Source organism: Pectobacterium betavasculorum, from assembly GCF_000749845.1.
In the GTDB taxonomy this organism is placed as follows: Bacteria; Pseudomonadota; Gammaproteobacteria; order Enterobacterales; family Enterobacteriaceae; genus Pectobacterium; species Pectobacterium betavasculorum.
Window position 1 is genome coordinate 432,567 of record NZ_JQHM01000002.1, and the last position, 23,016, is coordinate 455,582.

The following is a 23,016-nucleotide window of genomic DNA, read 5'->3' on the forward strand; positions in this document are numbered from 1 at the left end:
GTTCATCCGATAAATTCAAGAGTGACAACCTTGTCGGCCAAACGATCTATTTGAATCGGGAAAAAGAGGGTTCCGACCATGAGCAACTTGCGAGTTGCAAAGCGCCTGCTATAGGTCGGTATATGTAATAAGCATAGCGGCTTCTCCCTAAGTACAGGGGGAAACCGCGGCAGAACAGGAAAATTATTTCCCTTTGGAAGGTTTGCGATAGTCCAGCGCGGGTTTGCGGTCACCCAGTAGCGGTTTATAGTGGAAATTCTCTCCACGACTTTTATCGAACTCAGCTTTTGCTTGTTGAATTAATGCAGGATCGCTCAGCAGCTTAGCCCCCGTGACAGCCAGCGTTTTTGCCGCAACGTCCATGCCTTTATAGCCAATCGCCATACCGCCGGATGCCACCGCCTGCCAGCTGTGCGCCGGTACACCAGGTACCCAGGTCGCGGTTCCTAAGCCAACCGTCGGCACTACCCAACTGACATCACCTACATCGGTAGACGCATATCCCGTTTCGCCAAAATGGTACGGTGCGATGTCAGCGGCACTGGAAAGCGGCGGCAGTTTGGATTGATCCAACGTTTTCTGTAACGCGGTGGCAAAATCCGTATCCGCCCTATCCCACTTCGGTGCACCAACGCTTCTGAGGCTGTCATCCATCACTTTTCCCAACACGTTGTTCGGCAACAGGCTGTACACACCGCCGAGAATTTCAAATTCGTAACGCGTTTCGGTTCCCAGCGCTGCACCTTCCGCCGCTTTGCGAATGCGATCGGTCACGCTGGCGACTACTGCGGGATCGGGGTGACGCACGTAGTAATACACTTCAGCGAAATCCGGCACCACGTTCGGCGCTTTGCCACCATCGGTAATCACATAGTGAATGCGCGTTTCCTGCGGCACATGTTCACGCATCGCGTTCACCATAAAATTCAGCGCTTCTACACCGTCCAATGCTGAACGTCCTTTGTCTGGCGCCATCGCCGCATGAGCAGAACGGCCATAGAAACGGAACTTACCGTTCACGTTCGCCAGCGAATAGTCTTGCGAGGCTGAGTTTTCATCGCCGGGATGCCAGTGCAGCATCACGTCCACATCCTTAAACAACCCTTCCCGTGTCATATAGACTTTACCGGAACCACCTTCTTCAGCAGGCGTGCCGTAAACCCGAATTTGACCAGGCTTACCCGTCGCCTCCAACCACTGTTTTAGCGCAATGGCGGCACCCACCGATCCCGCACCAAACAGGTGATGTCCGCAGGCATGCCCCGCCTCAATACCGGCCACGGGCGAACGTTCCGGCGTAGCGGCCTGAGAGAACCCCGGTAGTGCATCCATCTCAGCCAGAATACCGATAACCGGCCCACCAGATTTCCCTGCTGTCGCCACAAATGCGGTCGGAATCCCTGCGACACCCGCTTCGACGCTGAACCCTGCCGCTTTCAGCTCATCCTGTAACAGCCGGGACGTGTTGGTTTCCAAATAGCCCAGCTCAGGCTTCGACCATATCTGCTGGGCAACAGTCGTCATCTGATTAGAGTAATTCGCGACGGCATTAACTATGGTTTCCCGATCCTTCTCAGCCAGTTCAGCGGCATAGCCCAGTGAAAGGAAGCAAGAAGATAACGCCACGGCCAACGCAGGCGGTATATATCGTTTCAGTGTCATACGCTTTTCCCTATCGGTAAAAGAAATGCCCGTTGTGAGTAACGGCTATTAATATGATGCGGTACCTGTTCTTTGAAATGTTAATTGTTTGAAATACAATTAGTGTGAAGTACTAATTATGTTTAGCTGTGCCGAGCCACTTTTTCAAAAAATAATCCACAGACAAAGCCATGACTGAACACGCCGAACACTCTCGCTGGTATCTGTACATGCTGCGCACGGTTAATGGGGCGCTGTATACCGGTATCACGACGGATGTCAGCCGCCGCCTGAATCAACATCAAGCCGGAAAAGGGGCAAAAGCACTGCGGGGGAAAGGGGAGTTGACGCTGGTGTTTCACTGTCTGGTGGGCAATCGTTCAAACGCACTCAAGCTGGAATATCGTATTAAGCAGTTGAGCAAAAACCAAAAAGAAAAGCTGGTACAAGACCAGCCTCAGATGATTTGTATTGATACGCTGTCGACTAGAGAAAGCGGTTAAACGGTTCGGCGTATTCAACCAGCCCGATCGCATCTTCAAATCCACTTTCGCCTTCAGGCGACTCTTCACCGACAACCTGATTGTCTGCCAGTGGGTAGACCTGAAAAGTCGATTCGCTGTCCGGCCAGCGAGAATGCAACTGGTGCTCTGTAGCCGGAACGAAACCAAAGCGGGAATAGTAAGCAGGCTCACCCAGCACGACGACGGCGGTATAGCTAAATTCATTCAGCGCATCCAGCCCTTCGTAGACCAACTTCTCCCCCACGCCTTGTCGGCGCAGACTGTCGTCTACCGCCAATGGCGCAAGCGCCACCCACTGCCGATCCTCACCTTCGATCAGCACCGGGCTGAATGCAGCATAGCCCACCACGCCACCTTCATCGTCGGTTGCCACGACGCCGAGCGTCAATAAGCCGTCTTCACGCAGTTGATGTACTAGATCCGCTTCTGCTCCCGTAGGAAAAGAACGGCGCAATAAGCTGTCGATCCCTGCCGCGTCAACCGGAATTTCCACCCGAACTAGCATGATACTGGCGCGTGATTCGTTGTTTGCACTACGCCCTCCTGTAAGCCGGCCTCAACAAAGTTCGCCAGTTGCAACAGGCCAATGCGCAGCGGCGCAGGCATAGCCTCCAGCTCAATAGCATCCATCAGGTTCTTCACATACAAACCTAATTCGGTGTCGCCCTCAATGCGCAGACGACGTTGGAAAAACAGCGAGTCGGGATCTTCTTTACGCGCGGCGATCAAAATCAGATCGTTTGCATCCGCACTGAAGCTGACATCCGGCATCTCATCGTGGCTCACCACCAGCCGCCCCTCGCGCAGCGTCATAAACCACTGCAAACCGACATCACGAACCTCAATTTTCAGCCAGCGACTTTCGAGAAATGCCAGATCGCCCTCTTCCAGCGCCTGACGGAACTGCCAGCCCAACATCTGTTCCAAAACCTGACGCTGTAGCGCAAAGGGGGTGAACTTGAGTGGCTTACCTAATAAGCTCGGCCCCTGACGCACAATCTGCGCTCGTAGTTTTTCCAACACTGGCGTACTCCTCTTAAAGCAATCTGACTGTTCAGATAATCTGCGAACATTTTGCCACATCCACCGCAAGCGGCAGAGGTCTATGTCAATAATTTAGTCGCTTATCCGATTATGCCCAATAGATTTTGTCCTTACGCGACGATTAGCACCATAAACTGCCTTAAATCAAAGTCCTTACCTGATGGGTTAATTAAGATTCCCAATCGTTAACAACATTCATCGACTGATAAATAATCGCTTACGACGACCCGCAAGAGTGACTGGCAAAACGCACGTCATAAAAGTGGTCATCAGTCTGAACATCATTGATCGTACCGACCTGCTACGGCCCGAGGGGATTAATGAAGGATTGTGTATGGAACTGCTTTGCCCCGCTGGTAACCTGCCAGCACTGAAAGCTGCCATCGATAATGGCGCAGATGCGGTCTATATCGGCCTGAAAGATGACACCAACGCACGTCATTTTGCCGGGCTGAATTTTACCGATAAGAAACTACAGGAAGCACGTGAGTACGTGCACCGCCACCGACGTAAGCTGCATATCGCCATCAATACGTTTGCTCATCCGGATGGCTATCAACGCTGGCAACGCGCCGTGGATATGGCCGCACAGATCGGTGCCGATGTGTTGATCCTCGCCGATCTCGCCATGCTGGAATATGCCGCCGAGCGCTATCCCAATATTGAACGCCATGTGTCGGTTCAGGCTTCCGCAACAAACACCGAAGCGATCCGTTTCTATCATCGCCATTTCGATGTCTCACGCATCGTGCTGCCGCGTGTGCTGTCCATTCATCAGGTGAAGCAAATCGCTCGTACCAGCCCCGTACCGCTCGAAGTTTTCGCCTTCGGTAGCCTGTGCATCATGGCGGAAGGACGCTGTTATCTCTCTTCTTATCTGACCGGTGAATCACCGAATACCGTGGGTGCCTGCTCGCCTGCGCGCTTTGTACGCTGGCAGCAGACGGAAAACGGCATGGAATCGCGTCTGAACAATATCCTGATCGACCGCTATCAGGACGATGAAAACGCCGGTTATCCCACGTTGTGCAAAGGGCGTTATTTGGTCAATGGGCAGCGCTACCATGCGCTGGAAGAGCCAACCAGCCTGAACACGCTGGAGCTTCTGCCTGAACTGATGGCTGCCAATATTGCTTCCGTGAAGATAGAGGGTCGCCAGCGTAGCCCAGCCTACGTTAGCCAGATTACACAAGTGTGGCGACAGGCAATCGATCGCTGCCGTGCCAATCCTGAGACATTCATACCCACTCAGGCTTGGATGGATGCATTAGGCGCAGTGGCAGAAGGCACACAGACCACGCTTGGCGCGTATCATCGTAAATGGCAGTAGCAGGAGAACATATGAAATACGCACTAGGCAATATCCTCTACTATTGGCCGAAAGCAGACGTCGAGGCGTTTTATCAGGCTGCGGTGAACAGCAGCGCCGATATCGTTTATCTCGGCGAAACAGTGTGCAGCAAACGCCGACTGATGAAGGTGGCAGACTGGTTCAACGTTGCTCGTGAGGTCGCCAACAGCGGTAAACAGGTGGTGATTTCTACGCTAGCGCTCTTACAAGCGCCGTCTGAGCTTACCGAGCTAAAACGCTATGTGGAGAACGGCGAGTTCTTGCTGGAAGCGAACGATCTGGGCGCAGTTAACATCGCCGCCGAACGCAATCTGCCGTTTGTCGCCGGACATGCGCTCAACTGCTACAACGCATACACCCTACGTGTGCTGCACAAACAAGGCATGGTGCGCTGGTGCATGCCGGTCGAGCTCTCTCGTGACTGGTTACAAAACCTGCTGAACCAATGTGAAGAGCTCGGCTTTCGCCATCAGTTTGAAGTGGAAGTGCTCAGCTATGGCCATTTGCCATTAGCCTATTCCGCCCGCTGCTTTACCGCTCGTTCAGAAGATCGGCCAAAAGATGAATGTGAAACCTGCTGCCTCAGCTATCCACAAGGCAGAAAAATGCTGTCGCAGGAGAATCAGCAGGTCTTCGTCCTCAATGGTATCCAGACGCAAAGTGGCTATTGCTACAACCTCGGCAACGAGCTGACGTCAATGCAGGATTTGGTCGATATTGTCCGCCTGTCTCCAAACGACATCACCACTCCAACCATGCTGGATACATTCCGCGCCAACGAGCAAGGCAATATGCCATTAACGCTGGAAAATAAGGCCGACTGTAACGGCTACTGGCGTCGCGTTGCTGGCCTTGAACTCGTTCAATAACTCACATCCTGTCAGGGCGGCCAGCCGCCCTTCCCTTTCTAAACGCATCTTTTGAATTACGCAGTGCTGCGACATTCCATCATACTGTTCTGACTTTCATCATTGACTGACGGCATTAGCATCTACCGACAAGGTAGAGTCAGTGAACAACAAAGTGAGCCATATTATGTCCACACCTTCTCAATCCGCTGTGTTTTCCGTCCTCGATCTTGCACCGATTCCGCAAGGCGCGACAGCACGTGACGCTTTCCATCGCTCGCTGGAGCTGGCGCAACATACAGAAAAATGGGGCTATCACCGCTATTGGCTGGCGGAACACCACAGCATGACCGGTATCGCCAGCGCAGCAACATCGGTGCTTCTCGGTTATCTTGCCTCCGGTACGCAGCGTATCCGTCTTGGCTCTGGCGGAGTGATGTTGCCAAATCACTCACCGCTCGTCATCGCCGAGCAGTTCGGTACGCTGGAATCACTCTATCCCGGCCGTATCGATCTGGGATTAGGCCGTGCTCCCGGCACCGATCAACGCACCATGATGGCGCTGCGCCGCCACCTTAATGCCGACATTGACGATTTCCCACGCGATGTGCAGGAACTGCAACGCTACTTCGCCGATGCACAACCGGGTCAAGCAGTACAGGCCGTCCCAGGACAAGGCTTACACGTACCGATCTGGCTACTCGGTTCGAGCCTGTACAGTGCGCAGTTGGCAGCGAGACTGGGTTTACCTTTCGCCTTTGCTGCCCACTTTGCACCCGATATGTTGCTGGAGGCATTCCGCCTCTACCGTGAGAATTTTGTCCCTTCTGCCACCCACACCAAACCTTACGCGATGGTTTGCGTCAATGTCGTTGCAGCCGATAGCGATCGGGATGCGCGCTTCCTCTTCACTTCGATGCAGCAACAGTTCATCAACCTGCGCCGTGGCACACCGGGCCCGCTGCCCGCGCCAGTAGAAAATATCGACACAGTAGGGTCACCTGCTGAACAGTTTGGCACGGAGCAAGCACTGCGGCTGTCGATTGTCGGCGATCGCACGAAAGTCCGTCATGGGTTGCAGAGTCTTTTACGTGAAACACAGGCGGATGAAGTGATGATCAATGGCCAGATCTTTGACCATCAGGCACGTTTACAATCTTTTGAAATCGCGATGGATGTACGGCAGACGCTGTGACATGAATAGATAGATTTATTGCAGTAAAAAAAACGACCCGTGAACGGGTCGTTTTGCATTGCAGCTTATTTCGTTGAAACAGTCCGCATTAAAACAAACTGTATTGAAGCTTACGCGTCAGCAGGACGACGACGTGGAGCGCGTGGGGCAGCATCACGGTTGAAAGAACGTTCACGACGCTCACCGCCGTTAGCGTTACCTTCACGGCGTTCACCGCCGCCGAAAGAGCGACGTGGCGCTGCGCCATCACGACGTTCGCCACCAGGACGGCCACCGCCACGACGTTCTGGCTGTGCGACTGCATCGCCCAGCAATTGCATATTCATTGGTTTGTTCAGAATACGCGTGCGGGTGAAATGTGATAGCAGATCGCCCGGCATACCTTTCGGCAGTTCGATCGTTGAGTGAGATCCGAACAGTTTGATGTTACCGATGTAACGGCTGCTGATATCCCCTTCGTTAGCGATAGCACCAACAATGTGACGAACTTCAACGCCATCATCACGACCCACTTCGATACGATACAGTTCCATCTCGCCCGCATCACGACGCTCACGGCGTTGCGGACGGTCACCGTCACGGCTTTCGCGAGAATCACGCGGATCGCGGCGACGATCGCCACGTGAATCACCACGAGACTCATCGCGATCGCGGAATTCACGGCGAGGACGGAATACCGGATCTGGCGGCAGAATCAGAGGACGTTCGCCCTGTGCCATTTTCAGCAGTGCGGCAGCCAGCGTTTCAACATCCAGCTCTTCCTGCGGTTGCAGTTTCGTCAGCAGCGCACGGTACATATCCAGATCGCTACTTTCCAGCTGTTGCTGTACTTTAGCGGCAAATTTAGCCAAACGGCGTTGACCCAGCAGTTCTGCGTTTGGCAATTCCACTTCAGGAATCGTCAGCTTCATTGTGCGTTCTACGTTGCGCAGCAGGCGGCGCTCGCGGTTTTCTACAAACAGCAGTGCGCGGCCAGCACGGCCAGCACGGCCGGTACGACCAATACGGTGGACGTAAGACTCGGCATCCATTGGGATATCGTAGTTTACTACCAGGCTGATACGCTCAACGTCCAGACCACGCGCAGCCACGTCGGTCGCAATCAGGATATCCAGACGGCCGTCTTTCAGACGCTCCAGCGTTTGTTCACGCAGCGCCTGGTTCATGTCGCCGTTCAGCGCAGCACTGTTATAACCGCTACGTTCCAACGCTTCGGCCACTTCGAGCGTAGCGTTCTTGGTACGAACGAAAATAATCGCCGCATCAAAATCTTCCGCTTCCAGGAAACGTACCAACGCTTCATTTTTACGCATACCCTGCACCGTCCAGTAGCTCTGGCTGATGTCTGGGCGCGTAGTCACGCTTGATTGGATGCGAACTTCCTGTGGATCTTTCATGAAACGACGCGTAATACGGCGAATCGCTTCCGGCATGGTTGCAGAGAACAGCGCAGTCTGATGCGCAGCAGGGATCTGAGCCATGATGTTTTCAACATCTTCGATGAAGCCCATACGCAGCATTTCATCAGCTTCATCCAGTACCAGACCACTCAGGTTGGACAGATCCAGCGTGCCGCGTTTCAGGTGGTCAAGCAGACGACCAGGAGTACCCACAACAATCTGTGCTCCACCACGCAAAGCGCGCAGTTGAACGTCATAACGCTGGCCGCCGTACAAGGCAACGACGTTCACGCCGTGCATATGTTTGGAGAAATCATTGCAGGCTTCAGCAACCTGAACAGCCAGCTCACGGGTTGGAGCCAACACCAGCATCTGTGGTGCTTTTAACTCAGGTTTTAAATTATTGAGTAATGGCAGAGCAAAAGCCGCAGTTTTACCACTGCCAGTCTGTGCCATACCCAGCACATCACGACCGTTCAGCAGGTGAGGAATACATTCAGCCTGAATCGGCGATGGTTTTTCATAGCCCAGATCGGTCAGGGCATTAATAATAGGAGCAGACAGCCCCAAATCGGAAAAAGAAGTAAGTAAATCAGTCATGTACACGTGCCTCATTAAACATGGCGGCCAGTCTACATAACTCGTCGTGAAAATTTTCAGTCATTTTCATTGAAAAGTGTGAACCGGCTCAAATTGGATTAAAAAGCGAACAAAAAAGCCCTCACCCGTGAAGGTGATAACCGAAGTTTTTCAGGCTGATTAAGTGTTCGTCAGCTATTGCTGGTCCGATCCTGATAGGTCGTCTTGCTCTTGGCCTAATAGCGCCAATTCCAACAATGCATAGCGGTGCTCAACAAAGTTATGGACGTTGTTGGCAACCGTCAGCTTGAACAGCGCCAAAGCGGTGTTCTTGTCCCCCAGACTTAGGTAGTGCTTACCTAAATAGAAGTCAGTTTCACTGAGATGCTCAGCGAGCGAAGTGTTATCCGTAGCTTCTTCCTGTAAACGTTGCATCAGTGTTTTTTCACTGATACTACCCAGGTAGAATTCGACAATATTCCATCCCCAAGGCCCTCTCTTCGCGTCGTCATAGCGTTTCTTCAACGCAATTTTGGCCGTCTCTGGATTGATTTCTCGCTCCACAAGATACAGCCATAACGAACGGAAAGGATCATTCGGATCGTCTCGATAAAACGCCAGCAGATCATCCTGCGCTAACAGATAGCGACCGCCATAATACAAAGCGATGCCACGGTTTAAACGCGCATAATTGTAAGTTGGATCAAGTTCTAGTACAGAATCAAACGCTTCATAGGCAGCATCAAAATTTCCTGCCTGCGTTAAATAGATACCCAAATAGTTAAAAACTTCTGGAATATCAGGGCGGATAGTCAGCGCTTGTGAAAAATCATTCCGCGCCAATGCCCGTAACCCGAGACTATCATACAGCACTCCGCGCTCATATAATAGCTGTGCTCGCTCATCATCGGTTAATGCCCGGCTTGCAAGGATTTGTTCCATGCGTGCCAGAATCACTTCCTGCTGTAAAGTCGGCTGTAACGGAATCGCCAATACTGCGTCTTTACGCCAATCCGTGTTGCTGCATCCTGCCAGCATGAGTGCTGTTGCAACATAACACCAGCGCAAGAAAGGCTTCATTTCCCACTCCCGAAGACAAACATTGGATGAACATCCTGTCCCGGACCGCTCAACGCAAGGACATCCATACCCTTACGATACACACAGCACCTTGCCATACTCAGGCAAGGTGCCATAAGACCGTTTTCTAACAGTCCTTATTCCTCAGAAGACGGGGCCGCCGCTTCCTGAGTTTGCGCAGTTGCTTCTTTGATGCTTAAGCGCACGCGACCCTGGCGATCAACTTCCAGAACCTTGACTGGCACTTCCTGACCCATTTGCAGATAGTCAGTCACTTTCTCTACGCGCTTGTCGGCGATCTGAGAAATATGTACCAGGCCTTCTTTGCCGCCGCCAATAGCGACGAAAGCACCAAAATCAACGATACGAGTAACTTTACCCTGATACACGCGGCCGACTTCGATTTCGGCAGTGATCTCTTCAATACGACGAATCGCGTGTTTCGCTTTTTCACCGTCAGTTGAAGCGATCTTCACGGTACCATCGTCTTCGATTTCAATGGTCGTGCCTGTCTCTTCAGTCAGCGCACGGATCACTGAACCACCTTTACCGATCACATCTTTGATCTTATCGGTACTGATTTTGATGGTGTGAATACGCGGTGCGAACTCAGAGATGTCGCCACGTGGCGTGCTGATTGCTTGTTCCATCACACCCAGAATATGCAAGCGCGCACCTTTGGCTTGATTCAAGGCAACCTGCATGATCTCACGGGTAATCCCTTCGATCTTGATATCCATTTGCAGCGCGGTAATACCTTCACGGCTACCAGCAACTTTGAAGTCCATATCGCCCAGGTGGTCTTCGTCACCCAGAATGTCGGACAGTACAACAAAGTTGTCGCCTTCTTTCACCAGACCCATCGCGATACCCGCAACGGCTGATTTGATTGGCACACCTGCATCCATCAGTGCCAGAGAAGCACCGCAGACAGACGCCATGGAAGAAGAGCCGTTGGATTCCGTGATTTCAGATACCACACGCACGGTGTACGGGAATTCGTTCGCCTTCGGCATCACAGCAAGCACGCCGCGCTTAGCCAGACGACCGTGACCAATTTCACGACGTTTAGGCGAGCCAACCATACCGGTTTCACCGACAGAGTACGGAGGGAAGTTATAGTGGAGCAGGAAGCGATCGGTACGTTCACCGGTCAGTTCGTCAATATTCTGCGCATCACGCTCAGTCCCCAGCGTTGCCGTAACCAGCGCCTGCGTTTCACCACGGGTGAACAGGGCAGAACCGTGGGTACGCGGCAGTACGCCAGTACGAACATCCAGACCACGAATCATGTCTTTTTCACGGCCATCGATACGCGGTTCGCCAGCCAGCACGCGGCTACGCACGACGTTTTTCTCGACGTTACCCAGGATTTCCTGAATCTCACCCGCATTCAGCGTTTCGTCTTCGGCTTGCAGCGCAGCAACAACGTCAGCTTTAATGACGTCAACTTGTGCGTAACGCTCTTGTTTTTCGGTGATGCGGTAAGCGTCACCCAAACGAGCTTCAGACAGAGCCTGTACACGTTGCTCTAAAGAAACATTAACTTCTGGCGCATGCCATTCCCACTTCGGTTTGCCCGCTTCAGCAACCAGAGAATTAATGTTTTCGATAACAATTTGCTGCTGGTCGTGACCAAATACGACGGCGCCCAACATTTGGTCTTCACTCAGCAGGTCGGCTTCGGATTCCACCATCAGAACCGCGCCTTCTGTACCTGCAACCACCAGATCCAGACGGCTTTCTTTCAGCTCATCCATTGTTGGGTTCAGGACATATTGATCGTTCAGGTAACCGACGCGTGCAACACCGATAGGGCCGTTGAACGGAATACCAGACAGGCTCAGCGCCGCAGAGGCACCAATCATGGCAACGATGTCAGGGCTAACCTGTGGGTTAACAGAAACGACGGTCGCAATCACCTGAACTTCATTCAGGAAACCTTCTGGGAACAGAGGGCGGATCGGGCGGTCAATCAGACGAGAGGTCAGCGTTTCACCTTCACTTGGACGGCCTTCACGACGGAAGAAACCACCAGGGAAACGCCCAGCAGCGTAAGTACGCTCCTGATAGTTAACCGTTAATGGGAAGAAACTTTGACCAGGTTTAGCACTTTTAGCGCCGACAACGGTAACAAATACCGCAGTGTCATCCATGCTTACCATCACAGCGGCGGTAGCCTGGCGTGCCATCATACCGGTCTCTAATGTGACGGTATGCTGACCATATTGAAACTTACGAACGATCGGATTCAGCAAAATAATATCCTTGGCTGGGGCGCGTTACACGTATTCAAATAAACGCGCCAGTGAACTCCCGACCTTTGCACTACATCCTCACGACTAATGACAACCCTTACCTTGCTTATGCAGATAAAGCCTCTCATTAGCCGCGCGAACCTCTGTAATGAAAGATCATATTTAACAACAATACACTACTCTGTTTTGCTAATGCTTCCTAGAAGAAAGGGGCCAAAAGAGGCCCCTTTCCACTGAAACACAGAAGACTTAGCGACGCAGACCCAGACGCTCGATCAGACTGGTGTAACGTGCTACATCTTTACGCTTCAGGTAGTCCAGCAGCTTACGACGCTGAGAAACCATACGCAGCAGACCACGACGGCTGTGGTGATCTTTTTTGTGCTCAGAAAAGTGGCCTTGCAGATGGTTGATCTGCGCAGTCAGCAAAGCAACCTGAACTTCAGTAGAGCCACTATCGTTAGTGCCACGACCGAAGTCCGCTACGATTTTAGCTTTAGCTTCAACACTTAGAGACATTGTAATACCCCAAACATTATAGATAAAAAAACAGGCGCCGATCTCTAATTCAGCCACCCAATAGTCAAGCCGCGCTATTCTACCCTCAGCGTTCTGCGATAGCAAGGCAGCAGCGGGCGGGTTTACACCGGATACTCAACAACCAAACGCCGTGGTGCAACGCGACCATCGCCGTCAATTTCACCCATTCCGATAAATTTATGCGCGTCACCTTCGGTGATTCTCACCATGCCGTTCAACGGTGCTTTCGCTGCCTGAACCGCTTGCCCCAGCTTCAAATAGCCTGCAACAACGGGCGGCAAATTCACCTCTGGGAAATCAATAACTGGGCTTTCCATCGGCATGAGCAGCGGGTCAAGACTCAGCGAAAGCGAATTCTCTTGCGTCTGAGCCTGCTCGGCTAATACCGCTAGCTGCTCCAGCGTCACCATTCTTTCGGTTGGATAGGTAGCAACCTGCAAGCGACGCAGATAAATCACATGCGCGCCACAGCCCAGTTGCTCACCCAGATCGTCAATAATGGTACGAATGTACGTCCCTTTCGAGCAGTGAATCTCCAGTTCAAGCTCATCACCTTCCCAGCGAATGAACTGAAGTTCGTAAACGGTGATTTCACGCGCTTCACGTGGAACCGTCAGCCCCTGACGTGCATACTCATACAGCTTACGCCCCTGGTATTTCAGCGCCGAGTACATAGATGGCACTTGTTGCGTGGTGCCGCGAAAACTCTCCAGCGCCTGTTCCAGATCCGTAGCAGAAAAACCAATAGCACGTTCTTCGATCACGTTGCCGTCGGCATCAGAGGTGTCGGTTCGTTGCCCAAGCCGGGCAATGACACGGTAACGTTTATCAGAATCCAACAAATATTGGGAAAACTTCGTCGCTTCCCCAAGGCAAATCGGCAGCATACCGGTTGCTAATGGATCCAAGGCACCCGTATGGCCCGCTCTGTTAGCGTTAAAAATCCGTTTTACTTTCTGCAAAACATCATTAGACGATACGCCCTGCGGTTTATCTAATAACAATACGCCGTGTACATCACGGCCACGGCGACGAGGACGACTCATTAATCCTCCTGATCTTCGCCCGTAACAGAACGACGTTCCGTATCGTTTCTGACCACATTGGTCACCAGATTGGACATTCTCATCCCTTCAACCAATGAGTTGTCATAGGAGAACGTTAATTCTGGAACAACGCGAAGGCGCATTGCCTTACCAATCATCATACGGATAAAGCCAGACGCATCTTGCAGTGCTTTCACCGCTATTTTAACTTGCTCTGGGTCGTTATCATTCAGGAAGGTCACAAAAACCTTGGCATACGCTAGATCGCGAGAAACTTCCACACCGGATACGGTCGCCATGCCAATGCGCGGATCTTTCACTTCACGTTGAATGATAATGGCGATTTCTTTTTGCATTTCCTGCGCAACGCGCTGGGTGCGGCTGAATTCTTTTGCCATGATAAATCCTCCAGTAAAAATCGGGGGGCACTAGGCCCCCCTTACGAATCACTTACGTCGTCGCTGAAAACGGATTACGCGATCGTACGTTTGATCTCAATCGTTTCAAAGACTTCAATCATATCGCCTGGGCGAACGTCGTTGTAGTTCTTCACGGCGATACCACATTCCATGCCGTTACGGACTTCGTTAACGTCATCTTTGAAGCGGCGCAGAGATTCCAGCTCGCCTTCATAGATAACCACGTTGTCACGCAGTACACGGATTTTGTTATGACGCTTAACGATACCCTCAGTCACCATACAACCGGCGACAGCACCAAATTTCGGTGATTTAAAGACGTCACGTACTTCGGCCAGACCGATGATCTCTTGCTTATATTCCGGCGCCAGCATACCGCTCATCGCCTGCTTCACTTCGTCAATCAAATCATAGATGACGGAGTAATAACGCAGATCCAGACTTTCCGCTTCAACGACGCGACGAGCTGATGCGTCTGCACGAACGTTAAAGCCAAGGATAATCGCATTCGATGCGGCTGCCAGCGTGGCGTCAGTTTCTGTGATACCGCCCACACCAGAACCGACGATCTTCACTTTCACTTCATCAGTAGACAGTTTCTGTAGTGAATCGGAAATCGCCTCACAAGAACCCTGGACGTCAGATTTCAGAACGATGTTCAGCTCAGAAACTTCACCTTCTGTCATGTTGGCAAACATGTTTTCCAGTTTAGATTTCTGCTGACGAGCCAGTTTGACTTCACGGAATTTACCCTGACGATACAAAGCAACTTCACGCGCTTTCTTCTCATCACGGACAACCGTGGCTTCATCACCAGCAGCCGGCACACCGGACATACCGAGAATTTCTACAGGAATAGAAGGACCTGCGGACGTAATTTCACGACCTAACTCATCACGCATCGCACGGACACGACCATATTCAAAGCCGCACAGAACGATATCGCCTTTATTCAGCGTACCTTCACGTACCAGTACAGTTGCAACCGGACCACGACCTTTATCCAGGAAGGATTCAATCACAACACCGTTTGCCATACCGCTGCGGACGGCTTTCAGTTCCAGAACTTCGGCCTGCAACAGAATTGCATCCAGCAGTTCGTCAATACCCGTACCGGCTTTAGCAGATACGTGGACAAACTGAGATTCACCGCCCCACTCTTCCGGCATGATGCCGTACTGAGACAGCTCAGTTTTCACACGGTCCGGATCGGCATCTGGCTTATCGATTTTGTTTACTGCGACAACTACCGGAACCTTAGCCGCTTTTGCGTGCTGGATAGCTTCAATTGTCTGAGGCATCACGCCATCATCCGCCGCCACAACCAGTACCACGATATCCGTAGCCTGAGCACCACGAGCACGCATTGCGGTAAACGCGGCGTGTCCCGGTGTATCCAGGAACGTAATCATACCGTTGTCGGTTTCAACGTGGTAAGCACCAATGTGCTGGGTAATACCACCCGCCTCGCCTGCTGCTACCTTGGTTGAACGGATATAGTCAAGCAGAGAGGTTTTACCGTGGTCAACGTGACCCATGATGGTCACGACCGGCGCGCGGGATTCTGCCGCAACCCCCATATCACGGTCGCTCATTACAGCCTCTTCCAGCTCGTTTTCACGACGCAGGATGACTTTATGGCCCATCTCTTCCGCTACGAGTTGCGCGGTTTCCTGGTCGATGACCTGGTTGATTGTTGCCATCGCACCCAGCTTCATCATCGTTTTGATGACCTGAGAGCCTTTAACGGCCATTTTGTTAGCCAGTTCAGCAACGGTAACCGTTTCACCAATCACGACATCACGGTTAACCGCCTGAGCAGGCTTATTGAAGCTCTGTTGAAGTGAGCTTGGCTTACGCTTGCCTTTACCGCCACGGGTAACGGCACGCGCTTCTTCGCGGTCAGCTTTGGACTCGGACTGGCGATTGCCTTTCTTCTGCTTGGTTACTTTAGCAGCACGGGTGCGGGTACGGCGTTCGCCTTCAACCTGACGGTCATTTTCATCTTCCGCTTCACGGGCATGATGAGACGTCGTCACATGATAATCGGCAGATTCTTCAGGTTTAGCGCTTTCCGCTTCCCAACGTCCAGCATTTTCTTCAGCCATACGACGGGCTTCTTCAGCGATACGGCGGGCTTCTTCTTCAACTTTAAGACGTGCAGTTTCTTCTGCTTTACGCTTAAGTTCGGCAGCTTCCGCTTCGCGTTTCGCTTTCTCAGATTGAGCCGGCTTGGTCACATTTTCGTTTTGTTGATTCGTCACTTTTTCTTTTTCCGCTACATCACGCTTAGCTTTTTCAGCGGCCTCACGTTTGGCTTGCTCGTCGGCAGCACGCTTCGCTTTCTCAGCGGCTTCGCGCAGATCGGCCTCGCGTTTAGCCTGCTCTTCAGCGGCACGTTGTGCCTGTTCTTCCGCTTCACGCCGTGCCTGCTCTTCCTCTTCAGCCTGTTGGGCCTCAATCGGATCGCGTTTTACATAAGTGCGTGTCTTGCGGACTTCGATCTGCACCGACTTACTTTTACCGCCAGTGCTAGGGACATTTAACGTGCTGCGCGTTTTGCGTTGCAGCGTCAATTTACTCGGCGCATTACCGCGATCGCGGTTCAGATGCGCTAATAATGTTTCTTTTTCATGCTGGGTCACAGAGTCCGATGCAGACTTGGTCATTCCCGCATCAGCAAACTGCTGTACCAGGCGTTCAACCGGAGTTTGAATCTCTGCGGCCAGCGATTTTACGGTTACATCTGTCATGCTGTTCCTTTCCTGCTACAGTTCGTTATTCGTTGTCGTCGCCAAACCAACAGATATTACGTGCGGCCATAATCAGTTCGCCCGCTTGCTCATCATTGAGCTCTTCAATATCTGTCAGGTCGTCAACGCCCTGTTCAGCAAGATCCTCCAGCGTACAAACACCGATCGCAGCAAGCTTGAACGCCAACTCACGCGACAGCCCAGGCAAGCTAAGCAAGTCTTCAGCAGGTTGACCGTCACCAAGGCTTTCTTCATGCGCCAGTGCCAACGTTGTTAATGCAGCTTTAGCACGCTCACGCAATGCTTCAACGGTTTCTTCATCAAGGCCTTCAATAGCCAACAGTTCCTTGATTGGCACGTAGGCCAGTTCTTCAAGTGAGGAGAAACCTTCTTCAACCAGCACAGTGGCAAACTCTTCATCAATATCAAGGTGCTTGGTAAAGACGTCGATTGCGGCATGTGCTTCGGCCTGATGCTTGGCTTGAAGATCTTCAACTGTCATCACGTTCAGTTCCCAACGGTCATCTGAACGATGCTGTTTCAACAATTGAGAAGCCAGACGAACGTTCTGCCCGTTTCGGCCAATTGCCTGAGCCAGATTGCTCGACTCAACGGCGATATCCATCGTGCAGGTATCTTCATCAACTACGATGGATACGACATCGGCAGGTGCCATTGCATTGATCACAAACTGCGCAGGGTTGTCATCCCACAGAATGATATCAATACGCTCGCCACCCAGTTCACTGGAGACGGCCTGCACGCGCGCACCGCGCATACCAACACAAGCACCGACAGGATCGATACGCTTGTCATTCGTCTTCACTGCAATTTTTGCACGTGAACCCGGATCGCGGGCCGCTGCCTTAATCTCGATAACTTCTTCACCGATTTCTGGCACTTCAATGCGGAAGAGTTCAACCAGCATTTCCGGGCGGGAACGGCTGACAAACAGTTGAGCACCGCGAGCTTCAGGACGAACTGAGTACAGCACGCCACGAATACGGTCGCCAGGGCGGAAATTTTCACGAGGCAGCATGTCTTCACGGCCAATTACCGCTTCAGCACTCGTGTTAGAGCCATCGATTGGTCTGACTTCAAGCGAAATATTATCACGGTTCACCTTCTTCACAACACCGGTGATAATTTCACCTTCTTGCTCACGGAACTGATCAACAACCATCGCACGTTCTGCTTCACGAACTTTCTGTACGATAACCTGTTTTGCCGTTTGCGTTGTAATACGGTCAAAGGTTACGGATTCAATTTGATCTTCAACGTAACCGCCGACATCAAGAGCAGGGTCTTCAAACTGAGCGGCTTCAAGCGTAATTTCACGGGTCGGTTGAGTGACATCATTCACCACTAACCAACGACGGAAGGTATCAAAATCGCCCGTTTTGCGATCGATACTGACGCGAACATCAATTTCCTGCTCGTATTTTTTCTTGGTCGCTGTCGCCAGTGCGGTTTCCAGCGCTTCAAAAATCTTCTCGCGCGGAAGGGCTTTCTCATTGGAAACTGCTTCAACAACAGCCAGAATCTCTTTGTTCATCCTAGTTGCCTCATCCAAACTTTAAAAGTGGGGTACAAGATTCGCTTTCTGAATGTTGCTCAGCGCGAATACTTCATCTTTGCCTTCCACTGTTATGGTGATCATTTCGCCGTCAACAGCTTTGATCACACCCAACCATTTACGGCGATTCTGGACTGCCATACGCAGCACCACTGTCACCTCTTCACCGACGAAATGTAGATAATGTGCCGCCGTGAATAAGGGACGCTCAAGCCCTGGAGACGAAACTTCCAGGTTATAGGCGACAGTGATTGGATCTTCTACGTCCAATACCGCACTGACCTGGTGGCTGACATCAGCACAATCATCAACAGTGATCCCATCCTCACTATCAATATAGATACGCAGCGTCGATTGACGGCTGCGGATGAACTCAATCCCAACCAATTCATAGCCTAATGCGGCAACGGGTGCTGAAATCATCTCTGTTAATTTTTGCTCTAATGTGGACAAGTCCACCCCCAAGACATAAAAAAAGGGCCTAATAGCCCAGTTGTTTGTTGCCAAATAACAAAAAACCCCGATAAATCGGGGCTTTATGCAACTGGACCCTAATACCGCTAACAGCACGGCATAACTTTCGGTGAAGGATTTTTTTCAAAAATCACTGCAAAAAGAGATAGAAATTGAGTGAAGAACGTATTTGAAAAAACACTTTACTGGAAGTTAAGTGGTTGCGGGGGCCGGATTTGAACCGACGACCTTCGGGTTATGAGCCCGACGAGCTACCAAGCTGCTCCACCCCGCGTCCGAAAACGTGGCAAATACTACGCTGACAACCGCATAAATGCAAGTCATCCATAGGATTGGTTCGAAGGCGATTTTTATACGCTGAATACGTTCTTTTGTCAACAAACGCAGGTCGTCTGGAGGCGACCATAACGACGATGGGGATGCCATTTTTTGTCAACCGCTCTCATGTCGTCACGCGAGCCGTAAAGCGGGCTGGTCATTAAGGAAAAAACTGACTGCCGATGACAGCAGAAAAAGATGATGCGGTGAGGATTCCCTGATGCTTAAATCAAACAATAACTAAATATAAATAATGTAATGACCAAAAATTATTTTCGTTCTTCTTCTAACAGCACGATCGCAGCCTGCGTTCTGTTACGCACATTCAGTCGCCTGAAAATCGACTCCAAATGTGACTTCACAGTTCCTGCACTAATGTTCAATGTTCGACTAATTTGTTTATTAGAAGCCCCTGATGCAATCAGTTGCAAAACTTCATGCTGTCTTTCGCTGAGTTTACCTTTTACGCTGTTATCAACACTCCATCCTTCATAGACCACCCCATCATCTGGCAAGCAGACCATTCCCATAGATACCGTTTTTAATGCCTGAGCAATGGAATCAACAGGCGATGTCTTAAGAATGACCCCCATAACATGGTGCTTCAGATAGTTATTCAAAACATGCTTTTCAATAACATCGACCATAATAATCACACTGACGCCAACATATTTCTCATGCAGAGTTTCGAGAAAAAAACTGTACTCTCCATTTTCTTTATCACAATTGAGTAAAATAAAAGCGTTTTTCATCTCTTCAAGGCAGGGCCATACGTCGTCAATTTTCTTTACTCCAACAATATCGACTTCGTGAATAAAATCATTCAACCCAACAGATAAGCCCTGAATGAAAACAGGGGATTTGTCAACAATAACAATATTCACCGTGCAATCTCCATTTATCTTTATTTTAAAATGCCATATTCGAAAACATCCTCTAAGAATTTTTAGCCTATATTGAAAGATTCATGTCACGCCATTTGGCATATGCCGTTTACCTTATAGACATAGTAAAATGGATTCACACATACTGACATGATATTTTCAGATAACAGCCACAAGAGGAATACGAGTAGCAATAAAGAATTATCTCAGAAAAAAACCATCATAAATAAACAATTTAATAAACATATACTAAGTTATTTAAAACAATGTTTTTTGCATTATTAAAAATCGGCCTATGACATATTACATGAAAATCACACCATAATGACTGATACAGGATTGCCTTATTATATATTAATATTTCATTAAGCTATAACTTACCCCAATTTTTTATTTCATTGGTTATCGAATAAGGTAAGGAGAAAGAATGTCATTGAAAAATTGGATTACATGGGGAAATAAAAAACCAAATCATAATAATAACTCCCAAGAGACAAATCCTCATGCCACGTTAAATGATCAAGTTACATCATCAAAGACGATGACATTAGCAGATATTGCTCAGGGCATGCAGCATGCCGCCACCGCGGCCAATCAATTTATTGCTCATCAATATCAACAAACGCTCGATCCCTTTTTTGAACGTGACGCTAATGGCACATTAATCCCAAAGACAGTTGCGATTCAACTTGATTCCCAGCACCACATCGAACTGCCACTGGTTGCCCTATCGACCCCAAGAGGATTGATGCTGGAAAAGATGAAAGTACAAATGACGGTGAGAGCCGATGCGGTAAGTAAGGAAGAAATAACCCCACATTTAAACGATTATAACATCAGTAATTTTCACGTCAGCATGTCACCTTCAGACAAAAACAAAAAAGGAAGAAATAGTCAGCACGTCGATATAGAAATGCAGTTCACAGCACTCCCTCCCCCAGAAAGCATTATGCGGTTAATTGATGAATACACCAATCTCATTCTCCCACAAATAACACAAGAGGAAAAAAACAATGGCTAATATTCCTGAAACGATCAATGAAGCTGGTCTTGAGCTCATTAAGGACTTTGAAGGGCTGAAATTAACAAAGTATCTCGATACAGCAGGCAGATGGACCATTGGGTATGGGCACTTAATACTGCCGAATGAAAATTTTGATAACGGGATTACTCTTCAGGAAGCGGATTTACTGCTACGGCAAGACTTAAAAACAGCAGAAACTGGAGTTCAACGCTCAGTGAAAGTTGATCTCAACGGAAATCAATTTGGTGCATTAACATCATTTACCTACAATTTGGGTGTCGCAAATCTTGAGGAGTCAACATTATTGCGGTTGCTTAACCAGGGTGATTACGCCGCCGCCGCCGCGCAGTTTCCACGCTGGGACAAAGATGGTGAACACGTTGTAGAAGGGCTTCTACGCCGTAGAGAAGCAGAAAAAAAACTTTTCCTACAACCCGTTACGCCAAACTAATATGTAAAAAAACACGATTTAATAGGAAATATCAGGATGGATATATTATGGATACTTCAGTACTCCCTATCATTTATGACATTCTGATAAGTGATATTATTGCCTCTATTTCAGGATTATTCGGCGGCGTGAGCATTTCTTTCTTTTGGCGACCACAGAAGCTAAATTATTATAGCAAATACACTTCTGCATTAATCATTATCATCATCAGTGTTTCATCTGCATTTTCACTAGTGGGCATGGTCGCCGAAATTCTGCACATTAATTTCAGTAAGCTGGAGAATGCTATAGGATTAGGTTATCTGGTTGGCGCTATTAGCGTAGGTGTGATTACGCTACTGGCAAATTTTTTCAGCCATAGAGAAAATAACGATATCCTGGATGTTGCATCGGAAATTAAGCAAGCGACAAAAGGCAACTACTCGATGAATGATGTACAAGAAAAAAAATCTGATGACAAAGACTCACCTAATCACTAATCCATCATTACCCCCTCAAACTGTATACAGGGCGGGGAGGCTCTTTATTGTCTTCCTGTCGTGGTTTTTCCATTTAAAATTTTTCGACAATACATTCAAAGATAATAGCGCCTCTTTGGCACAAGCACCAAGGGCTATTTTATCAACGGCCATTAACCTAAAATAAATCATGCCTTAGTAATTAAAAGCATCTGAGCATGGAATTAACCAATAAAACCCATTATTCTCCGCATACTAAACGGACTATGTCAGAATGCGGAAACTCTTCGGAATCTTAACTGATACACCTTTATCTTCCCTTTGCTATTTTTATTAACAGTGTCCCACATCCTACTCACAGATAATTGGAGGTTCAGATGGATTCAAAATTTATTGCTTCTGTTATTAATGAATTACCGCTAGAAAATATGATTAGCGGGCCATTACAGGCAATGATTAACGCACAAGTTCAAGCCAGCAAGGCTTATACGGACTTTCTATTATCCGTATGTATTCAGAACAATAAAGCCGTCGCCATCCAATTCGATTACGATGAAACGCTTATTGATGAAAGCGGAGTCGCAAAGGGTATGATGACAAAAACGATGCGCATACCGCTTATTGCCGCGATTACCCATCCGATTATTTCTATTGAAGAAGGGACAATAGATTTCGAGCTTGAGGTAACGCAGAGTGAGTCTTTATCCGATGACACTGGAGAAGACGGTAATCTGGCAGCTTCACTAGGCTGGGGGGCCTTCAAGGTCAAAATGGCCGGTCGGGTATCACACAAATCGACGCAGACACGAACTACGGATACTCGCGCCAAATACAGCATTCACACACAGGTAAAACGTCAAGCAGCACCTGAAGCACTCATGCGCGTCATCGATTTTCTGACAGATGCCGTCACCAGGCCCAGTGTTCTCGGAGGGGAAATGACATCACAGACGGTGGAAAACGCAATCCCAACAGCGCCAATAGAGCAGCAAGAAGCGTCTTCGTAATCAAACGCGCCGCATCTACACAGCACATAGAAGGATGCCTGGCGTGTTCCTGGCATCCCAGAGGAGCAGCTAACGGCATCGTCAAGACTGCCATAGCCATTTTGTACAACCGTAGCATGGGATCAGGACGAGCTGAATTGATCGGC

Annotated in this window: 22 protein-coding genes and 1 tRNA gene; 8 read left to right on the plus strand and 15 right to left on the minus strand. The window is 49.7% G+C overall.

What is annotated here, in order from left to right; genetic code table 11:
* Nucleotides 1-183: 183 nt before the first annotated feature.
* Nucleotides 184-1,662 carry an amidohydrolase gene (locus KP22_RS09455; protein ID WP_039323925.1) on the minus strand — a complete coding sequence of 493 codons (1,479 nt, stop codon included), beginning with the start codon at nucleotides 1,660-1,662 and terminating at the stop codon, nucleotides 184-186.
* Between the two features lie 170 nt (nucleotides 1,663-1,832).
* Between KP22_RS09455 and KP22_RS09460 the strand changes: the two genes are divergently transcribed.
* Nucleotides 1,833-2,144, plus strand: coding sequence for a GIY-YIG nuclease family protein (locus tag KP22_RS09460; RefSeq protein WP_039303258.1), 312 nt, complete (start codon nucleotides 1,833-1,835; stop codon nucleotides 2,142-2,144).
* On the opposite strand, the gene KP22_RS09465 is transcribed toward KP22_RS09460, so the two are convergent.
* Both KP22_RS09465 and ubiT read right to left on the minus strand, forming a co-directional pair.
* Nucleotides 2,128-2,670: a GNAT family N-acetyltransferase gene (locus KP22_RS09465; protein ID WP_039303255.1), complete on the minus strand. Its 543-nt coding sequence runs from the start codon at nucleotides 2,668-2,670 to the stop codon at nucleotides 2,128-2,130. The genes KP22_RS09460 and KP22_RS09465 overlap by 17 nt on opposite strands.
* A complete protein-coding gene (gene ubiT / locus KP22_RS09470) occupies nucleotides 2,664-3,188 on the minus strand; it encodes a ubiquinone anaerobic biosynthesis accessory factor UbiT (protein WP_039303252.1) in 525 nt (174 codons plus the stop codon). The genes KP22_RS09465 and ubiT overlap by 7 nt, the downstream gene beginning before the upstream one ends.
* Nucleotides 3,189-3,543: 355 nt before the next feature.
* On the opposite strand from ubiT, the gene ubiU reads away from it, so the two are divergent.
* The 3 genes from ubiU (at nucleotide 3,544) to KP22_RS09485 (ending at nucleotide 6,603) form a co-directional block, all read left to right on the plus strand.
* Nucleotides 3,544-4,539 carry a ubiquinone anaerobic biosynthesis protein UbiU gene (gene ubiU, locus KP22_RS09475; RefSeq protein WP_039303248.1) on the plus strand — a complete coding sequence of 332 codons (996 nt, stop codon included), beginning with the start codon at nucleotides 3,544-3,546 and terminating at the stop codon, nucleotides 4,537-4,539.
* An 11-nt stretch (nucleotides 4,540-4,550) separates the two neighbouring features.
* Nucleotides 4,551-5,429 (plus strand): U32 family peptidase, encoded by an 879-nt coding sequence (locus KP22_RS09480; RefSeq protein ID WP_039323926.1) that lies wholly within the window; start codon nucleotides 4,551-4,553, stop codon nucleotides 5,427-5,429.
* Nucleotides 5,430-5,595: 166 nt separating this feature from the next.
* Complete coding sequence (locus tag KP22_RS09485) at nucleotides 5,596-6,603, plus strand: luciferase-like monooxygenase (RefSeq protein WP_039303850.1); 1,008 nt, start codon at nucleotides 5,596-5,598, stop codon at nucleotides 6,601-6,603.
* A 110-nt stretch (nucleotides 6,604-6,713) separates the two neighbouring features.
* On the opposite strand, the gene KP22_RS09490 is transcribed toward KP22_RS09485, so the two are convergent.
* From KP22_RS09490 to KP22_RS09540, 12 genes are all read right to left on the minus strand, one after another.
* The gene (locus tag KP22_RS09490; protein ID WP_039303242.1) at nucleotides 6,714-8,603 is read right to left on the minus strand and encodes a DEAD/DEAH family ATP-dependent RNA helicase; all 1,890 of its coding nucleotides are present in this window, start codon (nucleotides 8,601-8,603) and stop codon (nucleotides 6,714-6,716) included.
* The gene (yrbN, locus tag KP22_RS23030) at nucleotides 8,596-8,673 is read right to left on the minus strand and encodes a protein YrbN (RefSeq protein WP_099606227.1); all 78 of its coding nucleotides are present in this window, start codon (nucleotides 8,671-8,673) and stop codon (nucleotides 8,596-8,598) included. Before yrbN ends, KP22_RS09490 begins: the two co-directional genes overlap by 8 nt.
* A 104-nt stretch (nucleotides 8,674-8,777) precedes the next feature.
* Nucleotides 8,778-9,662: a lipoprotein NlpI gene (gene nlpI, locus KP22_RS09495; RefSeq protein ID WP_039303240.1), complete on the minus strand. Its 885-nt coding sequence runs from the start codon at nucleotides 9,660-9,662 to the stop codon at nucleotides 8,778-8,780.
* 137 nt (nucleotides 9,663-9,799) lie between these two features.
* Nucleotides 9,800-11,920, minus strand: a complete 2,121-nt coding sequence (gene pnp / locus KP22_RS09500) for a polyribonucleotide nucleotidyltransferase (RefSeq protein ID WP_039323927.1) — start codon at nucleotides 11,918-11,920, stop codon at nucleotides 9,800-9,802.
* Nucleotides 11,921-12,169: 249 nt separating this feature from the next.
* Nucleotides 12,170-12,439 (minus strand): 30S ribosomal protein S15, encoded by a 270-nt coding sequence (rpsO, locus tag KP22_RS09505; RefSeq protein WP_010279698.1) that lies wholly within the window; start codon nucleotides 12,437-12,439, stop codon nucleotides 12,170-12,172.
* Nucleotides 12,440-12,561: 122 nt separating this feature from the next.
* On the minus strand, nucleotides 12,562-13,506 hold the full coding sequence (truB, locus tag KP22_RS09510; RefSeq protein ID WP_039303235.1) for a tRNA pseudouridine(55) synthase TruB: 945 nt from the start codon (nucleotides 13,504-13,506) through the stop codon (nucleotides 12,562-12,564).
* Nucleotides 13,506-13,904, minus strand: a complete 399-nt coding sequence (gene rbfA, locus KP22_RS09515; RefSeq protein ID WP_039303232.1) for a 30S ribosome-binding factor RbfA — start codon at nucleotides 13,902-13,904, stop codon at nucleotides 13,506-13,508. The genes truB and rbfA overlap by 1 nt, the downstream gene beginning before the upstream one ends.
* 74 nt (nucleotides 13,905-13,978) lie before the next feature.
* Nucleotides 13,979-16,678 (minus strand): translation initiation factor IF-2, encoded by a 2,700-nt coding sequence (gene infB, locus KP22_RS09520; RefSeq protein ID WP_039303229.1) that lies wholly within the window; start codon nucleotides 16,676-16,678, stop codon nucleotides 13,979-13,981.
* Nucleotides 16,679-16,703: 25 nt separating this feature from the next.
* A complete protein-coding gene (nusA, locus tag KP22_RS09525; protein WP_039303226.1) occupies nucleotides 16,704-18,233 on the minus strand; it encodes a transcription termination factor NusA in 1,530 nt (509 codons plus the stop codon).
* 21 nt (nucleotides 18,234-18,254) lie between these two features.
* Nucleotides 18,255-18,707: a ribosome maturation factor RimP gene (gene rimP, locus KP22_RS09530; RefSeq protein ID WP_010279686.1), complete on the minus strand. Its 453-nt coding sequence runs from the start codon at nucleotides 18,705-18,707 to the stop codon at nucleotides 18,255-18,257.
* 218 nt (nucleotides 18,708-18,925) lie between these two features.
* Nucleotides 18,926-19,002: transfer RNA gene (locus KP22_RS09535), tRNA-Met, on the minus strand.
* 313 nt (nucleotides 19,003-19,315) lie between these two features.
* Complete coding sequence (locus tag KP22_RS09540; protein ID WP_039303223.1) at nucleotides 19,316-19,930, minus strand: response regulator transcription factor; 615 nt, start codon at nucleotides 19,928-19,930, stop codon at nucleotides 19,316-19,318.
* 427 nt (nucleotides 19,931-20,357) lie between these two features.
* On the opposite strand from KP22_RS09540, the gene KP22_RS09545 reads away from it, so the two are divergent.
* The 4 genes from KP22_RS09545 (at nucleotide 20,358) to KP22_RS09560 (ending at nucleotide 22,870) form a co-directional block, all read left to right on the plus strand.
* The gene (locus KP22_RS09545) at nucleotides 20,358-20,951 is read left to right on the plus strand and encodes a DUF2589 domain-containing protein (protein WP_039303220.1); all 594 of its coding nucleotides are present in this window, start codon (nucleotides 20,358-20,360) and stop codon (nucleotides 20,949-20,951) included.
* Nucleotides 20,944-21,405, plus strand: a complete 462-nt coding sequence (locus KP22_RS09550) for a lysozyme (RefSeq protein ID WP_039303217.1) — start codon at nucleotides 20,944-20,946, stop codon at nucleotides 21,403-21,405. Before KP22_RS09545 ends, KP22_RS09550 begins: the two co-directional genes overlap by 8 nt.
* Before the next feature lie 47 nt (nucleotides 21,406-21,452).
* A complete protein-coding gene (locus KP22_RS09555; protein ID WP_039303214.1) occupies nucleotides 21,453-21,884 on the plus strand; it encodes a hypothetical protein in 432 nt (143 codons plus the stop codon).
* Nucleotides 21,885-22,240: 356 nt separating this feature from the next.
* Nucleotides 22,241-22,870 carry a DUF2589 domain-containing protein gene (locus tag KP22_RS09560; RefSeq protein WP_039323928.1) on the plus strand — a complete coding sequence of 210 codons (630 nt, stop codon included), beginning with the start codon at nucleotides 22,241-22,243 and terminating at the stop codon, nucleotides 22,868-22,870.
* Nucleotides 22,871-23,016 lie beyond the last annotated feature (146 nt).